This window comes from Ralstonia mannitolilytica, from assembly GCF_905397375.1.
Classification (GTDB): Bacteria; Pseudomonadota; Gammaproteobacteria; order Burkholderiales; family Burkholderiaceae; genus Ralstonia; species Ralstonia mannitolilytica.
Map to the genome: position 1 here is coordinate 487312 of NZ_CAJPVG010000002.1, position 23264 is coordinate 510575.

18 protein-coding genes and 4 tRNA genes are annotated in these 23264 nt (G+C 63.9%); 11 read left to right on the forward strand and 11 right to left on the reverse strand.

What is annotated here, in order from left to right:
* The first annotated feature begins 11 nt into the window (after positions 1-11).
* Both KHN96_RS07990 and KHN96_RS07995 read left to right on the forward strand, forming a co-directional pair.
* On the forward strand, positions 12-1262 hold the full coding sequence (locus KHN96_RS07990) for an aspartate kinase (protein WP_045786538.1): 1251 nt from the start codon (positions 12-14) through the stop codon (positions 1260-1262).
* Positions 1263-1399: 137 nt separating this feature from the next.
* Positions 1400-1493: transfer RNA gene (locus tag KHN96_RS07995), tRNA-Ser, on the forward strand.
* Between the two features lie 459 nt (positions 1494-1952).
* On the opposite strand, the gene fabI is transcribed toward KHN96_RS07995, so the two are convergent.
* Positions 1953-2747 carry an enoyl-ACP reductase FabI gene (gene fabI / locus KHN96_RS08000; RefSeq protein WP_045786539.1) on the reverse strand — a complete coding sequence of 265 codons (795 nt, stop codon included), beginning with the start codon at positions 2745-2747 and terminating at the stop codon, positions 1953-1955.
* Positions 2748-3040: 293 nt separating this feature from the next.
* Here fabI and KHN96_RS08005 point away from each other — a divergent pair, with 293 nt between their 5' ends.
* The 5 genes from KHN96_RS08005 to KHN96_RS08025 all read left to right on the forward strand — a co-directional run bounded on the left by KHN96_RS08005 (position 3041) and on the right by KHN96_RS08025 (position 9662).
* Positions 3041-4915, forward strand: a complete 1875-nt coding sequence (locus tag KHN96_RS08005; RefSeq protein WP_115043970.1) for an extracellular solute-binding protein — start codon at positions 3041-3043, stop codon at positions 4913-4915.
* Between the two features lie 16 nt (positions 4916-4931).
* Entirely contained in the window at positions 4932-5984 is a 1053-nt protein-coding gene (locus KHN96_RS08010; protein WP_062739251.1) for a microcin C ABC transporter permease YejB, read from the forward strand.
* A gap of 14 nt (positions 5985-5998) precedes the next feature.
* Positions 5999-7123, forward strand: a complete 1125-nt coding sequence (locus KHN96_RS08015) for an ABC transporter permease (protein WP_045786542.1) — start codon at positions 5999-6001, stop codon at positions 7121-7123.
* The gene (locus KHN96_RS08020; protein ID WP_045786543.1) at positions 7120-8775 is read left to right on the forward strand and encodes an ABC transporter ATP-binding protein; all 1656 of its coding nucleotides are present in this window, start codon (positions 7120-7122) and stop codon (positions 8773-8775) included. The genes KHN96_RS08015 and KHN96_RS08020 overlap by 4 nt, the downstream gene beginning before the upstream one ends.
* Positions 8776-9017: 242 nt before the next feature.
* On the forward strand, positions 9018-9662 hold the full coding sequence (locus tag KHN96_RS08025) for a C40 family peptidase (protein ID WP_045786544.1): 645 nt from the start codon (positions 9018-9020) through the stop codon (positions 9660-9662).
* A gap of 65 nt (positions 9663-9727) precedes the next feature.
* Here the strand turns inward: KHN96_RS08025 and KHN96_RS08030 are convergent, their stop codons facing one another.
* A complete protein-coding gene (locus tag KHN96_RS08030; protein ID WP_045786545.1) occupies positions 9728-10684 on the reverse strand; it encodes a patatin-like phospholipase family protein in 957 nt (318 codons plus the stop codon).
* A 179-nt stretch (positions 10685-10863) separates the two neighbouring features.
* Here KHN96_RS08030 and gltX point away from each other — a divergent pair, with 179 nt between their 5' ends.
* The 4 genes from gltX to KHN96_RS08050 all read left to right on the forward strand — a co-directional run bounded on the left by gltX (position 10864) and on the right by KHN96_RS08050 (position 12786).
* Positions 10864-12261, forward strand: coding sequence for a glutamate--tRNA ligase (gltX, locus tag KHN96_RS08035; protein WP_062739250.1), 1398 nt, complete (start codon positions 10864-10866; stop codon positions 12259-12261).
* Between the two features lie 113 nt (positions 12262-12374).
* Positions 12375-12450 (forward strand) — tRNA-Ala (locus KHN96_RS08040).
* 118 nt (positions 12451-12568) lie between these two features.
* Positions 12569-12644, forward strand: a tRNA-Glu gene (locus KHN96_RS08045).
* Positions 12645-12709: 65 nt separating this feature from the next.
* Positions 12710-12786, forward strand: a tRNA-Asp gene (locus tag KHN96_RS08050).
* Positions 12787-12891: 105 nt separating this feature from the next.
* On the opposite strand, the gene KHN96_RS08055 is transcribed toward KHN96_RS08050, so the two are convergent.
* The 9 genes from KHN96_RS08055 to trxA form a co-directional block, all read right to left on the reverse strand.
* A complete protein-coding gene (locus KHN96_RS08055; protein ID WP_115043968.1) occupies positions 12892-14238 on the reverse strand; it encodes an MATE family efflux transporter in 1347 nt (448 codons plus the stop codon).
* Between the two features lie 7 nt (positions 14239-14245).
* The gene (locus KHN96_RS08060) at positions 14246-16033 is read right to left on the reverse strand and encodes an ArnT family glycosyltransferase (RefSeq protein WP_062739247.1); all 1788 of its coding nucleotides are present in this window, start codon (positions 16031-16033) and stop codon (positions 14246-14248) included.
* Positions 16034-16202: 169 nt separating this feature from the next.
* The gene (locus KHN96_RS08065; protein ID WP_045786549.1) at positions 16203-16463 is read right to left on the reverse strand and encodes a type B 50S ribosomal protein L31; all 261 of its coding nucleotides are present in this window, start codon (positions 16461-16463) and stop codon (positions 16203-16205) included.
* A gap of 213 nt (positions 16464-16676) precedes the next feature.
* A complete protein-coding gene (locus KHN96_RS08070) occupies positions 16677-17231 on the reverse strand; it encodes a hypothetical protein (protein WP_062739246.1) in 555 nt (184 codons plus the stop codon).
* Entirely contained in the window at positions 17228-18094 is an 867-nt protein-coding gene (locus KHN96_RS08075) for a M90 family metallopeptidase (protein WP_062739245.1), read from the reverse strand. The genes KHN96_RS08070 and KHN96_RS08075 overlap by 4 nt, the downstream gene beginning before the upstream one ends.
* A 42-nt stretch (positions 18095-18136) precedes the next feature.
* Positions 18137-18805 (reverse strand): LuxR C-terminal-related transcriptional regulator, encoded by a 669-nt coding sequence (locus tag KHN96_RS08080; RefSeq protein WP_062739244.1) that lies wholly within the window; start codon positions 18803-18805, stop codon positions 18137-18139.
* Between the two features lie 971 nt (positions 18806-19776).
* The gene (locus KHN96_RS08085) at positions 19777-21150 is read right to left on the reverse strand and encodes a sigma-54 dependent transcriptional regulator (protein ID WP_062739243.1); all 1374 of its coding nucleotides are present in this window, start codon (positions 21148-21150) and stop codon (positions 19777-19779) included.
* 267 nt (positions 21151-21417) lie between these two features.
* Positions 21418-22680 carry a transcription termination factor Rho gene (gene rho / locus KHN96_RS08090; protein ID WP_045786554.1) on the reverse strand — a complete coding sequence of 421 codons (1263 nt, stop codon included), beginning with the start codon at positions 22678-22680 and terminating at the stop codon, positions 21418-21420.
* Between the two features lie 194 nt (positions 22681-22874).
* Positions 22875-23201 (reverse strand): thioredoxin TrxA, encoded by a 327-nt coding sequence (gene trxA / locus KHN96_RS08095; protein ID WP_045786555.1) that lies wholly within the window; start codon positions 23199-23201, stop codon positions 22875-22877.
* Positions 23202-23264 lie beyond the last annotated feature (63 nt).

A 23264-nucleotide genomic window follows, 5' to 3' on the forward strand; every position in this document is an offset into this window, starting at 1 on the left:
ATCTTCCCAAGATGGCTCTCATCGTTCACAAATACGGCGGCACGTCGATGGGTTCAGTTGAACGCATCAAGAACGTCGCCAAGCGCGTTGCCAAATGGCATCGTGCCGGTCACCAGATCGTGGTCGTTCCGTCGGCCATGTCCGGCGAAACCAACCGCCTGCTGGGTCTGGCCAAAGAGATTTCGGCCCAGCCCGACCCGCGTGAACTGGACATGATTGCCTCCACGGGCGAGCAGGTGAGCGTGGGTCTGCTGGCCATCGCGCTGCATGCCGAAGGCATTGACGCCCGCAGCTATACCGGCTGGCAAGTGCCGGTCAGGACCGACTCGGCCTACACCAAGGCCCGCATCCAGTCGATCGACGACCAGCGCGTGCGCGCCGATCTCGATGCCGGCCGCGTGGTCGTCATCACCGGCTTCCAGGGCATCGACAGCGAAGGCCACATCACCACGCTCGGCCGTGGTGGTTCCGATACCTCGGCTGTGGCGGTTGCCGCCGCGCTCGAAGCCGAGGAATGCCTGATCTACACCGACGTCGACGGTGTCTACACCACTGATCCGCGCGTGGTGGACGACGCTCGCCGGCTGGACAAGATCACCTTCGAGGAGATGCTGGAAATGGCCAGCCTGGGCTCGAAGGTGCTGCAGATTCGCTCGGTGGAGTTTGCCGGCAAGTACCGCGTGAAGACGCGCGTGCTGTCGTCGCTGACCGACCCGCTGATGCCGCTCGACGTCGAGATGAACTCGGGCACGCTGATTACTTTTGAGGAAGATTCGAACATGGAAGCCGCCGCCATTTCCGGCATCGCCTTTGCCCGCGACGAAGCCAAGATCACCGTGATCGGTGTGCCGGACAAGCCCGGCATCGCTTATCAAATCCTGGGTCCGGTCGCCGACGCCAACATCGACGTCGACATGATCATCCAGAACCAGTCGGTGGAAGGCAAGACGGACTTCACCTTCACCGTGCCGCGCGGCGAATACCAGCGCGCCCTGGCGATCCTGAACGACAGCGTGAAAGGCCACATTGGCGCGGCGAGCGTGTCCGGCGACCCGAAGGTGTCGAAGGTGTCGGTGGTGGGCGTGGGCATGCGCTCGCACGTGGGCATCGCCAGCAAGATGTTCCGCACGCTGTCGGAAGAGGGCATCAACATCCAGATGATCTCGACTTCGGAGATCAAGATCTCGGTGCTGATCGACGAGAAGTACATGGAGTTGGCCGTGCGCGCGCTGCACAAGGCGTTCGAGCTGGACCAGGCGTAATCGCCTGAGCATTGCCGGGTGGCGACCCGGAGCTGCTGCTCCCCACCGCTGTCATGCAGTTGTCGTTGACCGGGTGGGGTGAAGTGGCTAGAATACGCGCTTCGTCGCGCGGGCTCCTTCGTGCGACGGACAGTTTGGGAGACGTGGCCGAGAGGTCGAAGGCACTCCCCTGCTAAGGGAGCATCCGGGCCAAAACCTGGATCGAGGGTTCGAATCCCTCCGTCTCCGCCAGCAATGGCGGAACAACCCCGGAAGATCGCGGTCTTCCGGGGTTTTCTTTTTGGCGCGCGCCCTACGAGCAAGCCACCATATTCGCCGGCCGTTTCCTGCTTGGCACGAGGCAGGGCATGACGCCGGGGCTGCATGCAGTGGGCGACGTTTGCACGGGCGGGTGACAGCCGCGTTCAGCGTTGCCCATACCCACCGCGATACGTGAGCAACGGAGCCTGGCGGCAGCGCAGTGCGATGGGTCATGCCGAGCGCCTCCGGTATCAGGAGCGATTTGCCCGGTTGGGAGACGTGGTGACGTTGCGCGGATGGCAGAGGGGAGAGGGGCTTGGCCCCGGAGGACGTGCGGCTATGTACGGGAGAGGGCTGTCGCCATCCACGAAAAACGGGACCCGATTGGGTCCCGTTGGCTCGTGCGTTCACGTGCGGTGACACGGAGGTGGGCCGCACGCCCGTTCAGCGTCAGCCCTGGCCGACGCTCTCCGGCACACCGGCGGTCACGTTGAAGCCGCAGTCGACGTAGGTGATCTCGCCCGTCACGCCGCTGGACAGATCGGAGAGCAGGAAAGCGGCCACGTTGCCGACTTCTTCAATGGTGACGTTGCGGCGCAGCGGTGCGACGTCTTCCATGTACTTGAGCAGCTTGCCGAAATCCTTGATGCCAGACGCCGCGAGCGTCTTGATCGGGCCGGCCGAAATGCCGTTGGCGCGGATGCCCTTCGGCCCCAGAGAATTGGCCAGATAGCGCACGCCGGCCTCCAGCGATGCCTTTGCCAGCCCCATCGTGTTGTAGTTCGGGACCACGCGCTCGGCGCCCAGGTAGGTCAGGGCGAGCAGAGACGCATTGGGCGACAGCATCGGCAGTGCGGCCTTGGCCAGCGCCGGAAAGCTGTACGCCGAGATGTCGTGCGCGATACGGAACGACTCACGCGACAGGCCGTCGAGGAAGTCGCCGGCAATCGCTTCGCGCGGCGCAAAGCCGATCGAATGTACGAGGCCGTCAAAGTGGCCCCAGTGCTTGCCGAGGTCTTCGAACACCTTGGCGATCTGCTCGTCGCTACCGACGTCGCAGTCGTACACCAGTTTGCTGCCGAACTCGTTGGCGAATTCGGTAATGCGGTCTTTGAAGCGCTCACCGACGTAGGTGAAGGCCAGTTCGGCGCCTTCGCGCTTGCAGGCGTTGGCGATGCCGTAGGCGATCGAGCGGTTGGACAGAAGGCCGGTGATCAGAATGCGCTTGCCAGCGAGGAATCCCATGGTTTCTCCGTGCAGATGTGGGGCAACGTCGCGCCGATACGCCACGGCGGCATGGAGCGGGCGTGATTGCGGGCGCGACGTGATTGGGTCGGCGCGATCATACCGGAAAGCTCCGTACCGCTGCGCTTTTGCGCGGTAGTGCATACGCTGTGCCCGCCTTGTCAATGCGGGACGATCCTGCCGGCCGATTTGACGGGATTGCCTCGGCAGGGCGTTAGAATCGTCCAAAACACTGTTTTACACACCGATCAATCGGATCAACGCATGCAAGGACAACGGGGGCAAGGGGCGCAATGAGCGTGCGCGCTGCGGCACACACACGATGGATGGCACTGGCTTGCCTGCTGGCGGCCACATGCGCGGCGCCAACCTGGGCGGCACACGGTTATGCGGAATACGGCGACCTGAAATATCCGGCCGGCTTTTCGAACTTCGCCTATCTGAATCCGAAGGCACCCATTGGCGGGATGCTGCTGCTGGGTAACCCCGACCGGCGCACGAGTTTTGACAAGTTCAATCCGTTCACGATCAAGGGGACGTCCGCGCCGGGCCTGAACCAGCTGGTGTTCGAAAGCCTGCTCATTTCAAGCTGGGACGAGACGGCCAGCGGCTATGGCCTGCTCGCCGACGACGTCAACGTCGCGCCGGACGAGCTGTCGGTGACGTTCCATCTCAACCCGAAGGCGCGGTTCTCCAACGGCGACCCGGTACGCGCGTCCGACGTCAAGTACTCCTACGACATGTTGATGGGCAAGGGCGCGAGCCCCGCCTACCGCAGCATGACGGCCGACGTATCGAAGGTGACGGTCGTCGATGCCGCCACCATCCGCTATGAGTTCAAGCGCAAGAACAAGGAGCTGCCGCTCATCGTAGGCGGCTTGCCGGTGTTCTCGCCCAAATGGGGCAAGGGCAGCGGCAAGGCGGAGGACCCGGATGGCGGCAAGGATGTCCCGTTCGACAAGCTGACCTTCCAGGACCCCATTGCAAGCGGGCCGTACGTGATCGAGCGATTCGATCCGTCGCGCGGCATCACATTCCGGCGCAACCCGAACTACTGGGGCCGCGACCTGAACGTACGTCGCGGCTCGTTCAACTTCGAGCGCATCCAGTACAAGCTGTACAAGGACGAGACCGCCCGCCTCGAAGCGTTCAAGGCCGGTGAATACGACGCCATGGTCGAATACCGTGCCAAGAACTGGGCCAAGAGCTACGTCGGCGTGAAGTTCCGCAACGGCGAGCTGATCAAGAGCGAGTTCCCGCACCGCAATGGCGCCGGCATGCAGGGGTTCGTGATGAACCTGCGTCGGCCGCTATTCCAGGATCTGCGGGTGCGCCAGGCGCTGGGGCTTGCGCTCGACTTCGAGTGGCTCAACCGGCAGCTGTTCTACGGCGCATATCGACGGCTGGACAGCTACTTCGCCAACAGCGAGCTCGCGGCCTCGGATTCGATCACGGGCATGCCCGGCAAGGGCGAGCTCGCACTGCTGGAACCGCTGCGCAGCAAGCTCGAACCCGAGGTGTTTGGCGTGCTCTCGCCGCCGCCCTCCACCGACCCCCCACGCTCATTGCGCGACAACCTGCGCCAGGCGCGCCGCCTGCTGGCCCAGGCGGGCTGGACATATACCGACGGCGCGTTGCGCAACGCCAAGGGCGAGCCCTTCGTCTTCGAGATGCTGGACGACGGTGGCGCCATGAGCCGCGTGATGGCAGCCTACGCGCGCAATCTCGAAAAGCTCGGCATCCAGGTCAACCAGCGCATGACCGACTTTGCCCTCTACCAGAAGCGGCTCGAAGAGTTCGATTTCGACATGATCTCGCTGCGCTTTCCCGACTCACAGAGCCCGGGCAATGAGCTGAAGGACCGGTTCGGTTCCGCGGCGGCGGACGAGCAAGGCTCCGACAACGTGATCGGCCTCAAATCGCCGGCGGTGGATGCCTTGATCGACGACGTGCTGCGCGCACAGACTCGCGACGAACTCGTCATCGCCTCGCGCGCGCTCGACCGTGTGCTGATGCATGGGTCTTATGTGATTCCGCACTGGTATTCGGCATCGCACCGCGTGGCCTACAACAAGAACCTGATGTATCCGGAGCGCCTGCCGTACTACTACTCGGCGGAAACCTGGGTGCTGACGGCCTGGTGGCGCAAGCCGGAAGCCTCCCAATGACCGCATCGGTGACGCCATGTTTGCCTACCTGATCAAACGGCTGCTGCTTTTGATCCCGACGTTGATCGGGGTGATCACGCTCACATTCGTGGTGATCCAGTTCGTGCCCGGCGGCCCCGTCGAGCAGATGATGATGGAGATGAAAGCGCGCGGCGGCGGCAGCGAGGCCAGCGGCGGCGGCGCGTTCGATTATCGCGGCCGGCGTGGCGTGGACGCCGAGAAGATCAAGGAAATCCGGGCGCTGTACGGCTTCGACAAGAGCCCCGTGGAGCGTTACTTCCTGATGCTCGGGCGCTTTGCGCGATTCGACCTGGGCGAGAGCTACTTCCAGCACCGCAGCGTGTGGGAGTTGATCAAATCCAAGCTGCCGGTATCGATATCGATCGGCCTGTGGACCTTCTTTCTCACCTACCTGATCGCGGTGCCGCTCGGCATTGCGAAGGCGGTCCGGGCGGGCAGCCGGTTTGACCTCGTGACCAGCATCGTCGTGCTGGTCGGCTATGCCATCCCCGGGTTCGTGCTCGGTGTGCTGCTGCTGGTGCTGTTTGGCGGCGGCACGTTCTTCCAGTGGTTTCCGATCCGCGGCATCACGTCCGACAACTGGGATCAGCTGAGCCTGCTCGGCAAGGTGACGGACTACCTGTGGCACATCGCGCTGCCGGTGACGGCGTCGGTAGTGGGCAGCTTTGCCGTCATCACCATGCTGACGAAGAACGCATTTCTCGAAGAGATCCGCAAGCAGTACGTGCTGACGGCGCGCAGCAAGGGCCTGTCGGAGCGGCGTGTGCTGTGGAAGCACATTTTCCGCAACGCACTGCTGCCGTTGGTGACCGGGTTTCCGACCGCGTTCATCGGCGCGTTCTTCACGGGGTCGCTGCTGATCGAACAGCTGTTCTCGCTCGACGGTATGGGCTTGTTGTCGTACGAGGCCGTGGTCCGGCGCGACTATCCGGTGGTGCTCGGCACGCTGTACCTGTTTACGCTGATCGGGCTGGCAGCGCGGTTGATCTCGGACGTTTGCTACGTGCTTGTCGATCCGCGCATCCATTTCGGCTCGGTGGGGCGCTAGGCGGACAGAGCATCATGACCCAGTATTCGCGTACCTCCGCACATCCGTCCAACGTCGCCGCGCCGCATGCGGTGCGCCATTCGCCGTCGCCGCTCAAGCGTGCATGGCGGCGCTTCAAGCAGCATCGGCTGGGCTACTGGAGCCTCGTCATCTTTGTCGTGCTCTTCGTGCTCAGCCTGGCGGCCGAGGCCATTTCGAATGACCGGCCGCTGGTCGTGCGGTACCACGGCAAGTGGTACTTCCCGATCGTGAAGACGTACCCCGAAACGGCGTTCGGCGGAGATTTCCCCACGCCCACGGATTACCTCGATCCTTACATCCGCGAGAAGTTCAAGGAGCCCGGCAGCTTCGCGATCTATCCGCCCAATCCGTATTCGTACGAGACGCTGAACTACTTCTCGAAGGAGCCCAATCCGGCGCCGCCGTCGGCCGAAAACTGGCTCGGCACCGATGACCGGGGGCGCGACGTGTTTGCGCGGCTGCTCTATGGCTTTCGCGTCTCGGTGCTGTTCGGGCTGGCGCTCACGCTGCTCGGGGTGCTGATCGGCACGCTCACCGGCGCCCTCATGGGCTTTTTCGGTGGGCGCTTCGATCTGGTGTCGCAACGTCTGATCGAGATCTGGAGCTCGATGCCAGAGCTGTACCTCTTGATCATCTTCGCGTCGATCTTCACACCGAGCCTCGGCCTGCTGATCATCCTGCTGTCGTTGTTCGGCTGGATGAGCTTGTCGGACTACGTGCGCGCCGAGTTCTATCGCAACCGCTCGCTGGACTATGTGAAGGCGGCGCGGGCCATGGGCCTGTCCAACTGGCAGATCATGTGGCGCCACATCATGCCCAACAGCCTCACGCCGGTGATCACCTTTCTGCCGTTCCGCATGAGCGCGGCCATCCTCGCCCTCACGAGCCTTGATTTTCTCGGCCTGGGCGTGCCACCGTCGACGCCGAGCCTCGGCGAACTGCTCGCCCAAGGCAAGGCCAACCTCGATGCGTGGTGGATCTCGCTGTCGACCTTCGTGGTGCTCGTGCTAACCCTCGTGCTGCTGACGTTCATGGGCGACGCGCTGCGCGATGCGTTCGACACGCGCCTGTCATTCGCGCACCTGCGTGCGCGCCAAAAGCCGGCGGGGGTGAAATGAGCCGCGTTGATCTGCGCTCCCCCGCGCCGCGGTACGACGGCCCGCTGCTGCGGCTGGACGATCTGTGCGTGCGCTTCGAATCCGAGCACGGCGAGACGACTGAGGCCGTCAAGCACGTTTCGCTCGACCTGCAGGCGGGCGAGCGGTTTGCCTTGGTTGGGGAATCCGGCTCGGGCAAGTCCGTTACCGCCCTGTCGATCATGCGGCTGCTGGCCGATGCGCACTACAGCGGGCGCATCCTGTTCGAGGGTCGAGACCTGCTCGCCGCCAGCGAGCGCGAGATGCGCGGCCTGCGCGGCGCCGACGTCGCCATGGTCTTCCAGGAGCCCATGACGGCGCTCAACCCCCTGTACACGATCGGCAACCAGATCGTCGAAACGCTGGAACTGCACGAAGGCCTGGACAAGCGCGCTGCCAAGGCCCGCGCGATTGCGCTGCTCGAGCGCACCGGGATTACCGAGGCGCCACGCCGCTTCGACGCGTTTCCGCACCAGCTCTCGGGCGGGCAGCGCCAGCGCGCGATGATCGCCATGGCGCTGGCATGCTCGCCCAAGCTGCTGCTGGCCGACGAACCGACCACCGCGCTGGACGTCACTGTGCGCATGCAGATCCTGCAATTGCTGCGCGAACTGCAAGCCGAGTTCGGCATGGCGATCATGCTGATCACGCACGACCTCAACATGGTGCGCGCCTTTGCCGAGCGCGTCGGGGTGATGGAGCGCGGCGTGCTCGTCGAGAGCGGCAATACGGCCGACGTGTTCAGCGCGCCCCAGCATCCCTACACGGTGCGCCTGCTCGAGAGCCGCCCGCAACGCGACGTGCTGCCCCTGGTGCCGCTTGCCCCGGTCCTGCTCGAAGCCGACAGGCTCACGGTCACGTACGAACGCCATCGACCGGGCTTTGCCGGGTGGTTCCGCTCCGACCCATTTACCGCGGTCGATGCGGTGTCGCTGCAGCTGCGCGAAGGCGAGACGCTTGGCATCGTGGGCGAATCCGGCTCGGGCAAGACCACGCTTGCCCAGACGCTGCTCGGGCTGCAGGCGCCGAAGGGCGGCGATCTGCGTTTCCTCGGCAACTCGGTGCTGCGCATTTCGCGCGATGAACGCCGCGCCGTCCGTGCACGCATGCAGGTCGTGTTCCAGGATCCGTATGGCTCGCTGTCGCCGCGCATGACGATCGAGGAGATCGTGGGGGAGGGCCTCGCGCTGCATCAGCCGCATATCAACGCCGCCGACCGTCGGCATCGCGTGATCGAAGCCCTGCGGGAAGTCGGCCTGGACCGCACGGCGCTCGGGCGGTATCCACACGAATTCTCGGGCGGCCAGCGCCAGCGCATTGCTATCGCGCGTGTGCTGATCCTCAAGCCGCAGGTACTGGTGCTCGATGAGCCGACTTCCGCACTCGATGTCTCCATCCAGCAGCAGGTGCTTTCGCTGCTGTCCGCCCTTCAGAAAAAGTACAACTTGTCGTATCTCTTCATCAGCCATGACCTGGCCGTGATCCGGGCGATGTCACATCGCGTGATCGTGATGAAGGACGGAAAAGTGGTCGAAGAGGGCGACACGGAGGCGGTTCTGGCGTCACCTTCGCATCCGTATACCTGCAAACTCATGGCCGCCGCGTCACTCATTCCTGCTCGGGATAACCCGTAAGGACGGCCGTCCGCTCCCAAAAGCGGTGCAGTTTTGGGGCGTCCTATTTGTAAGAATGCGCATCGAAAGTCATGTGTAAGTACCTGATTCGTCTATGGATTCAGGGAAATTTGTAACGACCTTTGACAAGTCAAAGTGTCACTTTTATCATCCTGCGAGATTGTTTTTAACAGGATTCGGACTGTTCTCATTTCGGTTGGCGTATGTGTGGCCGACCATAACGAGTTTCCGAGGGAGAACCAATGCAGCACTTCGTACTTCATTCCATGGCGCGCCTGGCGGTAGGGGTTGTGATCGGCTGCGGCGTGATCGTGTCGAATGCAGTACAGGCTGATACGGTCTTCAAGGACACGGAAGTTCACGCCGACGCCAAGTCCGATGCCAAGCCCGGCCTCATCTCCAACGTGATGAGCAAAACCGGCGACGTCGTCATGAACGCGCTGGGCATGATCGGCCTGCGTTATCGCTTCGGCGGCAACACGCCTGAATCGGGCCTCGACTGCAGCGGCTTTGTCCGCTACGTCTTCAACGACACCTTCGGTTTCCTGCTGCCACGCCGCGCTGTTGAGATGAGCCGCGTCGGCACCAGTGTCGACATGGCCGAGTTGCGCCCCGGCGATCTGGTGTTCTTCAACACCATGCGCCACACCTTCTCGCACGTCGGCATCTACATCGGTGACAACAAGTTCGTGCATGCGCCGTCCACCGGCAGCAAGATCCGCGTTGATGACATGACGGCCTCGTACTGGGTGACGCGCTACAACGGTGCGCGCCGTATCGATGGCAACGCGAGCTCCATCAAGGATGGTGCGGACAACTTTGTCGAGCAGCTCAAGCGCATCGATCCGAACGCCGCTGGCAAGCCGCTGGCCATGTACGGTGGCTGATCTGGCACGTGTCGAAGAAAAAAGACCGCCGAGGCGGTCTTTTTTGTTGCCCGCCGCGGGTGGGCTCAATGCGGCGACGACGGAGAGGCCGCGGTCGTCTGCGTGAGGTGCAGCTTTTCGCGCAGCAGCGGCATGGCGGCCTGCGCGGCTTGCTCGCCCGCGAGGATGGCCTCGTTGCGTGCGGCAAAGTCGCTGCCTTTCACGAACGGCAGCGATGGAGTGATCACCACATCCGCCTGTGCGAGTTCGGCCTTGTTGATGCTCTGGCCCATGATGGCGGTGGTCTGCAGCAGCATGCTGGCCTGGCCGGATACAGCCTGGCTGGACGGGTCCGCCGAGATGTTCACCGCAATCACGAACGTTGCGCCCATCTGCTTGACGTACGTCACGGGCACCGGGGCGACGAGCCCGCCGTCCACGTATTGCCGTCCGCCGATGGTCACGGGCTGAAACACGCCCGGGATGCTGCACGACGCGCGTACGGCCTGGCCGGTATTGCCGCGCCGAAAGAGGATCGGTTTGCCGCTGGCCAGATCCGTCGCAACGATGCCCAGCGGCGTGCGCATCTGTTCGATGGCCTTCTGCTTGACCAGGCGGTTGACGTACTTCTCCAGCGCTTCTCCCTTGAGCCATCCGCCGAAGCGGGTGCCGAACGGCAGCGCCCAGTCGGCGATCAGGGCCTCGTCCATCTTGAGCGCCATGCGGTTCATCTCAAGCCCCGACATGCCCGACGCATAGAGCGCCGCGACCACGCTGCCGGCGCTGGTGCCGGTCACAAAATCGATCTGGATGCCCTGCGCTTCGAGCATCTTGATGACGCCGATGTGCGCGAAACCGCGCGCGGCGCCGCCTCCCAGAGCCAGCCCGATGCGTACGGGCAGGGTGGCCGGTTGTGCCGTGGGCGGCAGCACGGCCGTCGGCGGTGTGACCGGTGTTTCGGTCTTGCCCGAGGAAAAGCCGGTGACGGTGCACGCGGACAGCATGGAGGCGCCGGTGGCGCCCAGGAATAAGCGGCGTTGCATGGGGACGGTCAGGGCGGTGAGAGATCGGCGCAGTCGCGTCAGGGGCGCTGCAGCCGGCCGCCATTGTGCCAAAGTTCGGCGGCGGGCCGGGCAGCTGCGCGGGGCGCGGTTGCTATAATTTCCGTTTTACAGGGCCGCCTGTCATCCGACTGCGTGGCCCTCTTCGTTCAGCCATTCCTATGACCCAGCGCGTCCGCACTCGTTTCGCTCCCAGCCCCACCGGTTTCATTCACCTCGGCAACATCCGCTCGGCACTGTATCCGTGGGCGTTTGCCCGCAAGATGCGCGGCGATTTCATCCTCCGCATCGAAGATACCGACGTGGAACGCTCCACGCAGGAAGCCGTCGACGTGATCCTCGAAGCGATGGACTGGCTCGGCCTGGACATCGACGAGGGCCCGTTCTACCAGATGCAGCGCATGGATCGCTACCGCGAGGTCATTGCGCAGATGGTCGAGCAGGACATGGCCTATCCGTGCTACATGAGCACCGAAGAGCTCGACGCCCTGCGCGAGGCGCAGCGCGCGCGCGGTGAGAAGCCGCGCTACGACGGCACGTGGCGCCCGGAACCCGGCAAGGTTCTGCCGACGCCGCCCGCAGGCGTGCAGCCGGTGATCCGCTTCAAGAACCCGATCGGCGGCAGCGTGGTCTGGGATGACGCCGTCAAGGGCCGCATCGAGATCTCCAACGACGAGCTGGACGACCTCGTCATCGCGCGCCCCGATGGCACGCCCACGTACAACTTCTGCGTGGTCGTGGACGACATGGACATGCAGATCACGCACGTCATCCGCGGCGACGACCACGTCAACAACACCCCGCGCCAGATCAATATCCTGCGTGCGCTGGGCGGTACGCCGCCCGTCTACGCGCACCTGCCGACCGTGCTGAACGAGCAGGGCGAGAAGATGAGCAAGCGCCATGGCGCCATGAGCGTCACCGGCTACCGCGATGCGGGCTACCTGCCGGAAGCCATCGTCAACTACCTCGCCCGTCTCGGCTGGGCCCACGGCGACGCCGAGATCTTCTCGCGCGAGCAGTTCGTCGAATGGTTCGACCTGGAGCACCTCGGCAAATCGCCCGCTCAATACAATCCCGAAAAGCTCGCCTGGCTGAACAACCACTACATCAAGCAGGCCGACAACGCGCGCCTGGCCGGCCTCGTGAAGCCGTTCATCGAAGAGCTCGGTGGCAAGGTCGACGGTGGTCCGGTGTTGGCCGACGTCATTGCCTTGGTGAAGGATCGCGCCAACACGCTGCGCGAAGTTGCGCAGACCGCGCTGCTGTTCTACCGGACCGACCTGAGCGTCGATCCGGAACTCGCTGCGCAGCACCTCACTGGCGACGTCCGCCCGGGCATTGCCGCCCTTGCAGAGAAGCTCGGTGCATTGCCTGAGTGGAAGCGCGAGGCGATCGGGGCGGCCTTCAAGGACGTCCTTGCCGCACACGGCTGGAAGATGCCCAAGCTGGCCATGCCGGTGCGCCTGCTGGTGGCGGGGCAACTGCAGACGCCGCCCATCGACGCCGTGCTCGAACTGTTCGGTCGCGATGTCGTTCTGCGCCGCCTGGCCGCGTGATGCCGGCCGCGCAAAAAATTTTTCGAAAGGGTATTGCCAAGCGCTGAACACTTCCCCTATACTCTTGTTTTCGCTGCAACACGAAGCGAAAACGCGGTAAAAAGCAATAACTTGGGGCTATAGCTCAGCTGGGAGAGCGCTTGCATGGCATGCAAGAGGTCAGCGGTTCGATCCCGCTTAGCTCCACCAAAATGCCGGAAGATTCGATTCAAAAATAAATTTGAAAAGAAGCTTCCAAAACGCTAAAAAGTTCGTTATAGTAGCGGACTTCGCAGCGTAAGACAGAAAACGTTGCAAAACAGTTTCTGTCCCCTTCGTCTAGAGGCCTAGGACATCACCCTTTCACGGTGAGTACAGGGGTTCGAATCCCCTAGGGGACGCCAAAACAAGAGCTTAACCAGAAGCTCAATCGCAAAGCCAGTCTCTAGCTGGTCGAGCAAGCCGACAAGGAGTGGTAGTTCAGTCGGTTAGAATACCGGCCTGTCACGCCGGGGGTCGCGGGTTCGAGTCCCGTCCACTCCGCCAAATCAAAACCCGCTGCTTGCAGCGGGTTTTTTCTTTTGCGCTTCACTTCCGCGCAATGTCCCAGAAGTGTCCCTGGAGTTTTAAAGCGCGATTAAAGGCGCCGCATTAATCGTGGATGCGGCTGACGTGGTTGAAATAGCCGACAAGCAGGGCGCCGGCAACCATCAAGCTCAATCCGTTGGCAGCCCAGAAGCCCGCAGCGCCCTGCAACTGGGCAGCCGCATCGCCCAGCAGCCCGAAGCCCAGCACGTACCCGCCGCCCAGGCCGACGCCCCACAGCGAGAGCGCATAGATCAGTGTCGGGATCAGCGCGATCTTGTAGGCGCGCAGGATGAACGCGGCCATCACCTGCAGCGCGTCGAACATCTGATAGAACGCAATGAAGGGCAGTAGCGGCACCGCGATCGCGAGGACGGCTGCGTCGCGCGTGTAGAGCCCGACGAGCTCCCAGCGCAGGACGAGCACCGCCACACCAACGACGGCTGCACAGAGCACGGCCAGCTTGATGCCGTTCAATGAGATGCGTCGCGCTACCCCTCGATCCCGTGCGCCAATCGATTGCGCGGCCAGCGTCGATGTGGCGATCGACAGGGACAGCGGCACCATGTATGCCACCGCGCCGAGGTTGGCCGCGATCTGGTGTCCGGCCAGGACTACGGTACCCAGCCGTGCAATGAAGATCGCCATCAGGGTGAACGACGTGATCTCGATCAGGTAGGTGAGCCCCATCGGCACACCGAGTCGGATCAGCGCCCACAGCCGCGCGCGGTTTGGCGGCGAGTACTGCGTGAAGATCGAGAACGGCGCGTACGCTGGATTGCGTATCAGGATGACCGCTGCGGCGATGAACCACAACCAGCTGATGATCATCGAGGCGAGCGCGCAACCGGGGCCGCCCATCGCCGGTAGCCCGAGGCCACCGTAGAGGAACACCGCATTGAGCGGAAACTTGAGCACAAGCCCCGCCAACTGCAGCACCGTCACCATGACCGGCCGCGACAGGGCATTGTTCAGCGCCGAGTAAATGCGAAAGCCGAGCGCCGCCGGCAGCGCCAGCGCCTCGTAGCGGAGGTAGGCGGTCGCTTTCTCGGCCAGCTCCGGTGTTGCGTCCGCCAGATGCAGCAGCGGGGCGGGAAACCAGAGGATCAGCATGCCGACGGCTGAGAGGGCCAGCCCGAGCCAGGCGGCCTGGCGGACTTCCTCGCCGATCTCTCCGTGCTTGCGGGCGCCATACAGTTGCCCCGCGATGGGGGACAGGGCTTGCAGCACGCCCATCAGGCTGATGTAGACCGTGACGTAGATCGACCCGCCCAGCCCGATCGCCGCAAGGTCCGCGGCCGATGCGCGCCCGGCCATGGCCGTGTCGAGCACGCCGAAGGCGATCACGGCCAGTTGGCCGATCAGCACCGGCCAGGCGAGCGCGACGATGCGACGGACATCGGCAAAGAACATCGGAACGTTATTGGCGCAGCTTGCGACGGCGCGTGGCCGGCGCGGGTGGCGGATGTGTGGCGGCCGCGGCCTCGGTCAGACGGTACATGCGGAAGTGCTCGTCGCGGTCGGCCGGGCGGCGGCCTTCCCAGATGAGCCGCCATTCGTAATTGGAGATGCTCGCCGGCGCGCCGTAGTCGTACGGATCATGGCGCAGGAGGATGTCGCAGTTGTCCTCGGGGTTGCCAAAGCGGATATGGCCAAAGTAGGCGAACGAGGCGAGCTGTGCGTCGCCCATGCGGATCGGTTGCACGCATGTGTAGGTTTGCGGCAGCGCCAGCGCGGCCGACTGTGCAACGTCGCGGTAAGTCTTGGCGTAATTGATGGTGGGCAGCCACAGCGTCATCATCAGCACCCACATCAGCGTGGTGCCGGCCGCCGAGATCACGACCGCGCGCCAGATGGCCTTGGGCGCGCGCGAGGTCCGCCAGACGACGATGAGTACCCACGCGGCGGTCACCAGCAGTGCGCACGCCAGGGCCGTCCAGCTGAACTCGGGGCGGTAGCCCGGCACGATGCGGTACACGTTGCGCGCAAGCTGCGGCGGGAAGCCCGTCATCTTGGCGATCCACAGCAGCCATACGGTGCCGCCCAGGATGGTGAAGGCGAGCAGGGCAAACCAGTCGATGGCGCTGATCGCGGCGCGCTTGAGCGTGGGGAGCGCAAACGTGGCCATGATCGCCATGGGCGGAATCAGCAGCAGAAAGGCGTCGTCGCCGGGTTGCGGCTGCATGAGCAGCAGCACGATCTGCGGCGCCAGGACGGCCAGCGGCAGGGCGATATGCGGCGCGGTCCGCATGCCGCCCCAGCTCTTCCACGCCCACGCGGCCAGTGGCCACACCGGCCACGCGAACAGCGGCAGGTTGCGCGCGATAAAGCCGAGCGAGTGGCCGGTCGGCCCCGCATACTGATGGCGGTCAAAGCGCGCCCAGTCGCGGACGAAGCTGACGGCGTCATTCGGGTTGCTTGCCAGCAGGTAGGCCAATGCTGGCCACGACAGCCCAAGCACCATGGAAATGGGAAGCGCCACGGTCAGCAGCGGCCTCAGCGGCAGCGCCCGTGTGGCATGCGCGGTGATCAGCACGGCGATCGTGATGGTCAGCGGCAGGAGGGGCCCGCCCGCGAGCGACAGGCAGCCGACGCCAATGCCGTACAGCACGCTGCCGTACAGCGGCTTGTCCAGCGCCCGGATCAGCCCGTAGATGGCAACCGCCACGAAGCACAGCGCGCCGACCAGCGGGGTGGTTTCATGGCCCCGCTGCGCCAGACCGACGCAGGCCAGGAAGATCAGTAGTGCACCGTCGGCCAGCGTCCGGCCGTAGTCCCGGGTGTTGGGCTGACCACCGAACACGAATTCGAACGGTTGGACTTCTGCGCGGCGGCCCAGCAGATAGGCGCCATACCAGATGCAGGCGCAGGTGACGAAAAAGAAAAGCGCGGTGGCCAGGCGCGAGGCATCGGCTGGGCCCAGCCATTGCCCGAACAGGCGGATGAACGCGCCGCCGATCCAGAACACCAGTGGTCCGGCCTGCACGACCGGGCGCCCGACGATGTTCGGCATCAGCCAGTCCTGGGCGTTGCCGGTGGCCAGTGTCCACATCGCGCCGAAGCCCGCGGCGTCTTCGTTCTTCCACGGGTCGCGCGAGAAAAGTCCGGACAAACCGTAGATCACGCAGATGGCGAGCAGCAGCCAGCGCGGCAGTTCGCGGGTGGCGGCGGCAGTCAGGCGGATGCGCGAGACGCGGGTGGTGTTCATCGGGTGTCAGACCGGGCGGACCCGGCCGCGGTTGCACAACAGCGTGCCGATCGAGAGAGGGTCGGGCGCAAAAACCCGACATTGTGCCAAGAAACAAAAAAGGCAGCCGGAGCTGCCTTTTTCGGACCAGGGAGACGAGTCATGCAGTGAGCCGTCTCCGGCACCGGCATTACTTGGCGGCCTTGCCTGCCTTGCTGCCGAACTTCTGGCGGAACTTTTCGACGCGGCCGGCCGTGTCCAGAACTTTTTGCTGGCCCGTGTAGAACGGGTGCGATTCGGACGAGACTTCGATCTTGGCCAGCGGGTATTCCTTGCCGTCCAGCGTGATCGTTTCCTTGGTTTGGATGGTCGAGCGGGTGATGAACTTGAAGTCGCTGGACATGTCCTGGAACACGACTTCGCGGTAATTCGGGTGAATGCCTTCTTTCATGATGGGCCCTGGGGTTGAGGTAGCCAATTCGCGGCGCGCTTCAGGCGCTCAATTGCGAGGAGCGTCGAGCGGCCAGCCGTCGAATCACTTGCCGGGTGGAGAAACGGCGATTATGCCAGAGAAACAAAGGCTTGGGCAACGCGCCGGCCATAAAATCCGCCGTTTCCCGACGCCTTGCAGTGACGTTATGCGCATATTTCCGCGCGGGCGCCGTCAGGGCGCGGCCAGGCGCTCGATGGTCAGGACGCCGCGGCCGTCCATATCGATGGTCCGCATGTCGCCCACACGCAACGAGGTGTCGAGGTTGCGCGTCCAGGTGTCCACCTGGGCGGGGGATTCCGCATCGGGCGACGGGCGGAAGCGATGCAGCGTCACGCCGATCGACAGGGGCTGGAAGTCGCCCGACGCGGCCATGGGCCGCAGGCTCACGTCGACGCCGGTCTTGGCCCAGCGATGGCGCATGAACTGGCAGACCGTGGCGTCGCAGCCGAGCGTAATGGTGTCATCGGGCAGGCCGGCCGCGAAGCGCTCCTCCCACTGGGTACGCGGCATGGAGCCGCCCACGTCGAACGATTGGGTGTGCTCGAGAAGTGCGACGTGCTGCCCGGTGGACGTATCCGCAGGCAGCGTGACGCGCTGCGTTTCCGACTGTCCGTCCAGCTGCGCGGTCACGCCAAGAACGACGGGAGCCGTTCCTTGCCCCCAGCTCGGGACTGCAATGAAGCAGCAACCGAGCAGAAGCGTGTGAAGCGCTTGGCGGATCGTCATGGCAAGAACCCCTCCTGGCGTTGTCCGGCATGCAGCACGCGCCGTGCCGGATCCTGCAGGTAGAACGCCTGCAGCAGCGCATACAGCGATGGCAGTGTCTCGAGCAAGGCCACCGGTTCGACGAAGAACACTTCGGACGCCACCGCAAAGAACTCCGCGGGATGCTGCGCGCCGTACGGATCGAGCAGCGAGAGGATCGGATCGGTATCCCACCGGCGCTGCGGAACCTGCCCGCACCGATCGGCGAACGCATCGTACTCGGCGTAGAGTGCGTCGGCCCATGGCTCGCGATCGACGTCGGCATGCAAGCGCGATGAGATCGCGGGGATGCCATCGGATTCGCCATTGAGCATATCGAGCTTGTGCGCGAATTCATGCACGACCACGTTGTACGGCTGGGCACCGGGCTCGGGGGACGCGCCGCCGAGTTCGATGTCCTCCCACGACAGGATGACGGGCCCGTGCTCCCATGCCTCTCCGGAAGCCTCCTCGCGTACGTCGTGCACGACGCCGTCTTCATCCATAACCTCTTTGCGGATGACGAATTCACCTGGGTAGATGACGATGCCGTGCCACCCGCGGTACCACGCGATGCCCAGTTCCAGTACCAGCACGCTGGCCTGCACGGCAATGCTGATGACCATCTCGTCGGTGAGCGGCAAGCCGTGCGTGGTCGTGAATTCCTTCTCGGCGATGAACAGCGTGGCGGTCTCGCGCAGGCGGAGGAGGTCGGCCTGCGGCCAGTTCAGCAGGAATGGGAGCCCCGCGAGCGTGCGCGACCACAGCGCGTCTGAAATGGCATAACGCGCCAGGCGCCGCGAGCGTGTGCGGCTAGAAAACCAGCGTAAGACCGACGAAAGCATGCGACCAGTATATCGGCGCGAGCTTTCGTGTTTCTGGAAGGATCAGGCTACCGACAGCAGCCGCGCGCCGCGCTGGTTTGCGACGTACACGGCTTCGGTACGGCTGCGCACCTTCAGGCGCCGGTACAGCGTGCTGATATGCGCCTTGGCGGTGGCTTCGGAGATGTTCAGCATGCGGCTGATCGTCTTGACCGGGTGCCCGCGCGAGAGCAGCACCAGGATTTCATACTGGCGCGGTGTGATGCCAAGCAGCTTGGGGTCGGTCTGGGGATCACCCGCCAGCGCCGGGTTGGGTGCGCCGTCGAGGCGGGACTCCGGCAGCAGGGCGCTGGCCGGGATGTATTGCCCGCCCACGAGCACCAGTTCGAGCGAAGCCGCGATGACTTCGCCCGGCGAGTGCTTGAGCGTGTAGCCCGACAGGCCCATCTGCATGAGCGTGCGGATGATGTCGGGGGATTCGGATTCCGCCAGCACGACCACGTGGCGCGCATGGGGCCGGTGCATGATCTCGCCAATGGCGGAGAGTTCGTCCAGCTGTGGAAGCGGCAGCCCGATGACCAGAAGACCCGCGTCGGCATTGGCTTCGATGGCGTCAAACATCCCTTCGTCGGGTTCGACGATGGTGACGCCAGTGACGCCCTTGAGCGTCCGTAGCAGGTGCGCAATGCCCGTACGCACCAACGGATGGGCTTCGATCAAAACAGTGTTCATCGTTGTTCTCGACCTGTTACCGATCTTGCGAACATCCTTGTCGCTCCAGGCGAGAAACAGACCAGAGCAGACCCCCGTTCCGAATCATTTTAGTGGCGTATGTCAAAAATGACAGTTGCCACGGCCATGTCTCGGGACCCTCGTGAGCGTGCCCTGGCAACGGTTGTGGGGTATTTGCCAGGGCGCGCAATCCGTTCGACGTGGAGAACGGCCCGTCGCGGCACTCTTGCTGCGGTGGCGGTTTCAGCCATGACACAACATCCCGCAGGGGCGATGGGGCAAGCGATCTTCCGCGTGCTGAATATCCCGTAAAAACAAGGCGTTAAACGTCATGGCACGGATGTCGCTCTCTGTTCTCCGGGGAGGAGCGAGCCATGCCAGCAATCGCGCAGCGCAGTGCTCGGCGTTTGCCGTTCAGGTGGATGACCGAGGAGACCGGAGTGGTCGCAAATCTTGCGGCCGTGGTCGCCGTGACGCGTGCGCTCGTAGTAGAAGGCGCCTTGGTGCAGCGTACCGCCGCGCTGCTGGTCGCCTGGCGAGGCGTTCTCACCGATACGTTGCCGGTGCAAGCCGCCATCGATCTTCTTCCCACCCGCGCATTCGATCCATCCCCCGGTTCTGTCGTGCCTGTGCTGCCGGACGGCGAACCGAGTACCTCGCATGCGTGGCTTAACAATCCAACGCCAGGGAATCGGGCGCAACCCCCTCGGAAGTGGGGTATGGGCACCGCCCGCGCCCATACAAGGCTCCGCGGCATGCCGCGGGCCGGCCTGCTGCCGCGTCGTGTCGTCCATGTGACACTGCCGCAACGTGGAGCCCGCCGGTGCGTGGGCGGGCCACGCAACCGTTTCGTGCTCCGTCCCCCGGCGGGCACTTTTTTTTTCATGGCGATTCTGGAAGCAGGATGCATTCGGCCAACAACCGGATTCCCCCCGGCGCAGGCGTCGCCGCCGCTTCGTGGGCGGAGCCGCTCAGGCCGGATGGAGCGGATGTTCGGCGCGGATGCCGTGCTTCTGCATCAGCCGATACAGCGTCACGCGCGAGACCGCCAATTCGCGCGCCGTCATGCCCATGTGAAAGCCGTTGCGGGCGATGGCGGTACGGATGGCATCCGATTCGGCGCCTTCGCGTGCCTCTTCCAGCGTCTGGCCCGACACCGAGGCGTAGCCCTCCAGGTGAAGATCGGCGGCCGAGATCTTGCGGTTATCGGTCATCACCAGTGCGCGCCGGACACGGTTGATCAGTTCGCGCACGTTGCCGGGCCACGGGTAGTGCATCATCGCGTGCAGCGCGCACGGGGTGAACCCGCGGATGCGATGCGAAGCCTCGCTCGCGTGCTGGGCAAGGATGTGCTCGGCAAGCAGGACGATGTCGCTGCCGCGCTCGCGCAGCGGCGGGACCGACAGCGTCAGCACGCACAGCCGATGGAACAGGTCGGTGCGAAAGCCACCATGGTGCTGTGCGGCCTCCAGGTCCACGTGCGTAGCCGAGATGATGCGGATATCCAGCGGAATGGCCTGATGTCCGCCCAGCCGCGTAATCGTGCCTTGCTGCAGGAAGCGAAGCAGGCTGACCTGGCTCTCCAGCGGCAGGTCGCCGATTTCATCGAGGAACAGCGTGCCGCCATTGGCATGCTCGACCCAGCCGATGTGGCGCTGGTGCGCGCCCGTGAACGCGCCTTTCTCGTAGCCGAACAGCTCGGACTGGATGAGGTGCGGTGGGATCGCGCCGCAATTGATGGCGATGAACGGTCCGCTGGCACGCGCCGACGCTTCATGAATGGCCTGTGCGGTCAGTTCCTTGCCGGTGCCCGACTCGCCCGCGATGAAGGCCGGCGCACTGTTCTGCGCAACCTTGCGGATGGCGCGGAACAAGTTATGCATGGCAGGACACTCTCCGAGCATGCGCGCGTGAGTCGGTTTCGGTGCCGGCGCGACGTCCTGAGCCAGCGCCGCCATGCCCCACGCATGACGCAACGAGTACGCAACCTCGTCCGTGCGCAACGGCATCTGCACGTAGTCGACGCAATAGTCGCGCACCAGCCTGCGCACGCGTTCATGGCTCAGCATGGCCTGGGGCAGGGCCGCGACCCAGCCGACTTGCGGCACCTGCATGCAGCGCTCCAGCAGGTCCAGCTCGGCGGCCGAGAAGCTGCTGCCAAAATCGACCAGTCCGGCCTTGGGGCCGCCATCGCGGATCGCACAGCCCAGTTCGCGCACCGACGTGACGCGCCGCACACGCCAGTCGGCGCCCAGGATCGTCTCGTCAATCTCCCCCAACCCTGCGCGTGACGCCACCACGACGGTTCGGCACGCAGCAGTACATTCCAGCGACTCATTGCGCATGGTTTCCCCCGTTCGATTTTTCGTGGTGACTTCATCCTGACCGGCGGCTCGGCCGGGCCAGGCTTGCAGTATGGTTGCGGGGTTTCGCTTTGGCGATGACGTTTAAGGACGATGAACGCAAACGCTTGCGCCCGCGTCTCGTAATGCGAATGAACTATCGGCGTGCGCAAATGGCCCGGAAGGGTTCCCCCAGGAGGCGAGCACGGGTGACGCCGCCAAAAAAAACGCACCCCGGGAGGTGCGTTTTTTCGTCATGCGGGCGAAGGATCAGCCGCCGCGTCGCATCATGTCGAAGAACTCGGCGTTGTTCTTGGTCGACTTGAGCTTGTCGAGCAGGAATTCCATCGCCTCGACTTCATCCATGTCGTGGATGAACTTGCGCAGGATCCACACCTTCTGGAGGATGTCCGGCTTGATGAGCAGTTCCTCGCGGCGCGTGCCGGACTTGTTCAGGTTGATGGCCGGGTAGACACGCTTCTCGGCCAGGCGGCGCTCCAGGTGCACTTCCATGTTGCCGGTGCCCTTGAACTCTTCATAGATCACGTCGTCCATGCGGCTGCCGGTTTCGATGAGCGCCGTACCGATGATGGTCAGCGAACCGCCTTCTTCCAGGTTGCGTGCGGCACCGAAGAAACGCTTCGGGCGCTGCAGCGCGTTGGCATCCACACCGCCGGTCAGCACCTTGCCCGAGGTGGGCACCACGGTGTTGTAGGCGCGGGCCAGGCGCGTGATCGAGTCCAGCACGATCACCACGTCCTTCTTCAGCTCCACCAGGCGCTTGGCTTTTTCGATGACCATTTCGGCCACCTGCACGTGACGCACGGCCGGCTCGTCGAACGTAGAGGCCACCACCTCGCCGCGCACGGTGCGCTGCATTTCGGTCACTTCTTCCGGACGCTCGTCGATCAGCAGCACGAACAGTTCTGCTTCCGGATGGTTGGCCGTAATGGCGTGCGCAATGTGCTGCAGCATCACGGTCTTGCCCGACTTCGGGCTGGCGACCAGCAGCGCGCGCTGGCCCCGGCCGATCGGGGCAATCATATCGATGATGCGGCCGGTGATGTTCTCTTCGGCCTTGATGTCGCGTTCGAGCGTGAGCGGCTTGTTCGGGTGCAGCGGCGTCAGGTTCTCGAACATGATGCGGTTCTTCACCGCTTCCGGCGGCTGGCCGTTGACCTTGTCGACCTTCACCAGCGCGAAGTAGCGCTCGCCATCCTTCGGGGTGCGGACTTCGCCTTCGATCGTGTCGCCGGTGTGCAGGTTGAAGCGGCGGATCTGCGACGGGCTGATGTAGATGTCGTCCGTGCTGGCTAGGTACGAAGTCTCGGGCGAACGCAGAAAACCGAAGCCGTCGGGCAGCACCTCGAGCGTGCCGTCGCCGAAAATCGTTTCGCCCTGTTTCGCCTTCTTCTTCAGGATGGCAAACATCAATTCCTGTTTGCGCATGCGCTGCGCGTTGTCGATCTCCAGCTGTCCCGCCATTTCCAGCAATTGGGACACGTGCAGGGATTTCAGTTCTGTCAGATGCATAGACGAAAGAATGGGAATGGCCCGAACGGGCGGCGAAACGGGAAAACGCGGGGAGGGGGAAAAAGGTCGAGCGAACGCTCGGGGAAACAGATTGGCTGCAATCTTAGCACAACGCTGGCGGGCTTCCAGGCGAAAGCGCGCCAGCGTGTGCGGAGGCGGCTCAGAGACTGCGCGCCGCCTCGGAGCCCGAAGGCTTAGACGTGGCTGTCCAGGAAAGCGGTCAACTGGGACTTCGACAGCGCGCCCACCTTCTGGGCGGCCACGGCGCCGTTCTTGAACAGGATCAGCGTCGGGATACCGCGAATGCCGAACTTGGCCGGAACCTGCTGGTTGTCGTCGACGTTGATCTTGGCGATCTGGATCTTGTCGCCGTAGTCCTTGGCGACTTCGTCGAGGATCGGGGCGATCATCTTGCAGGGGCCGCACCATTCGGCCCAGAAGTCGACCAGCACGGGTTTATCGGACTTGAGCACGTCGGCCTCGAAAGACGCGTCGCTCACATACTTGATCTGTTCGCTCATGGCGGGAACCTCTGTTATTTCGTAAAAGCTGGCGACGTGCGCCGAACCCATACATTACACGAT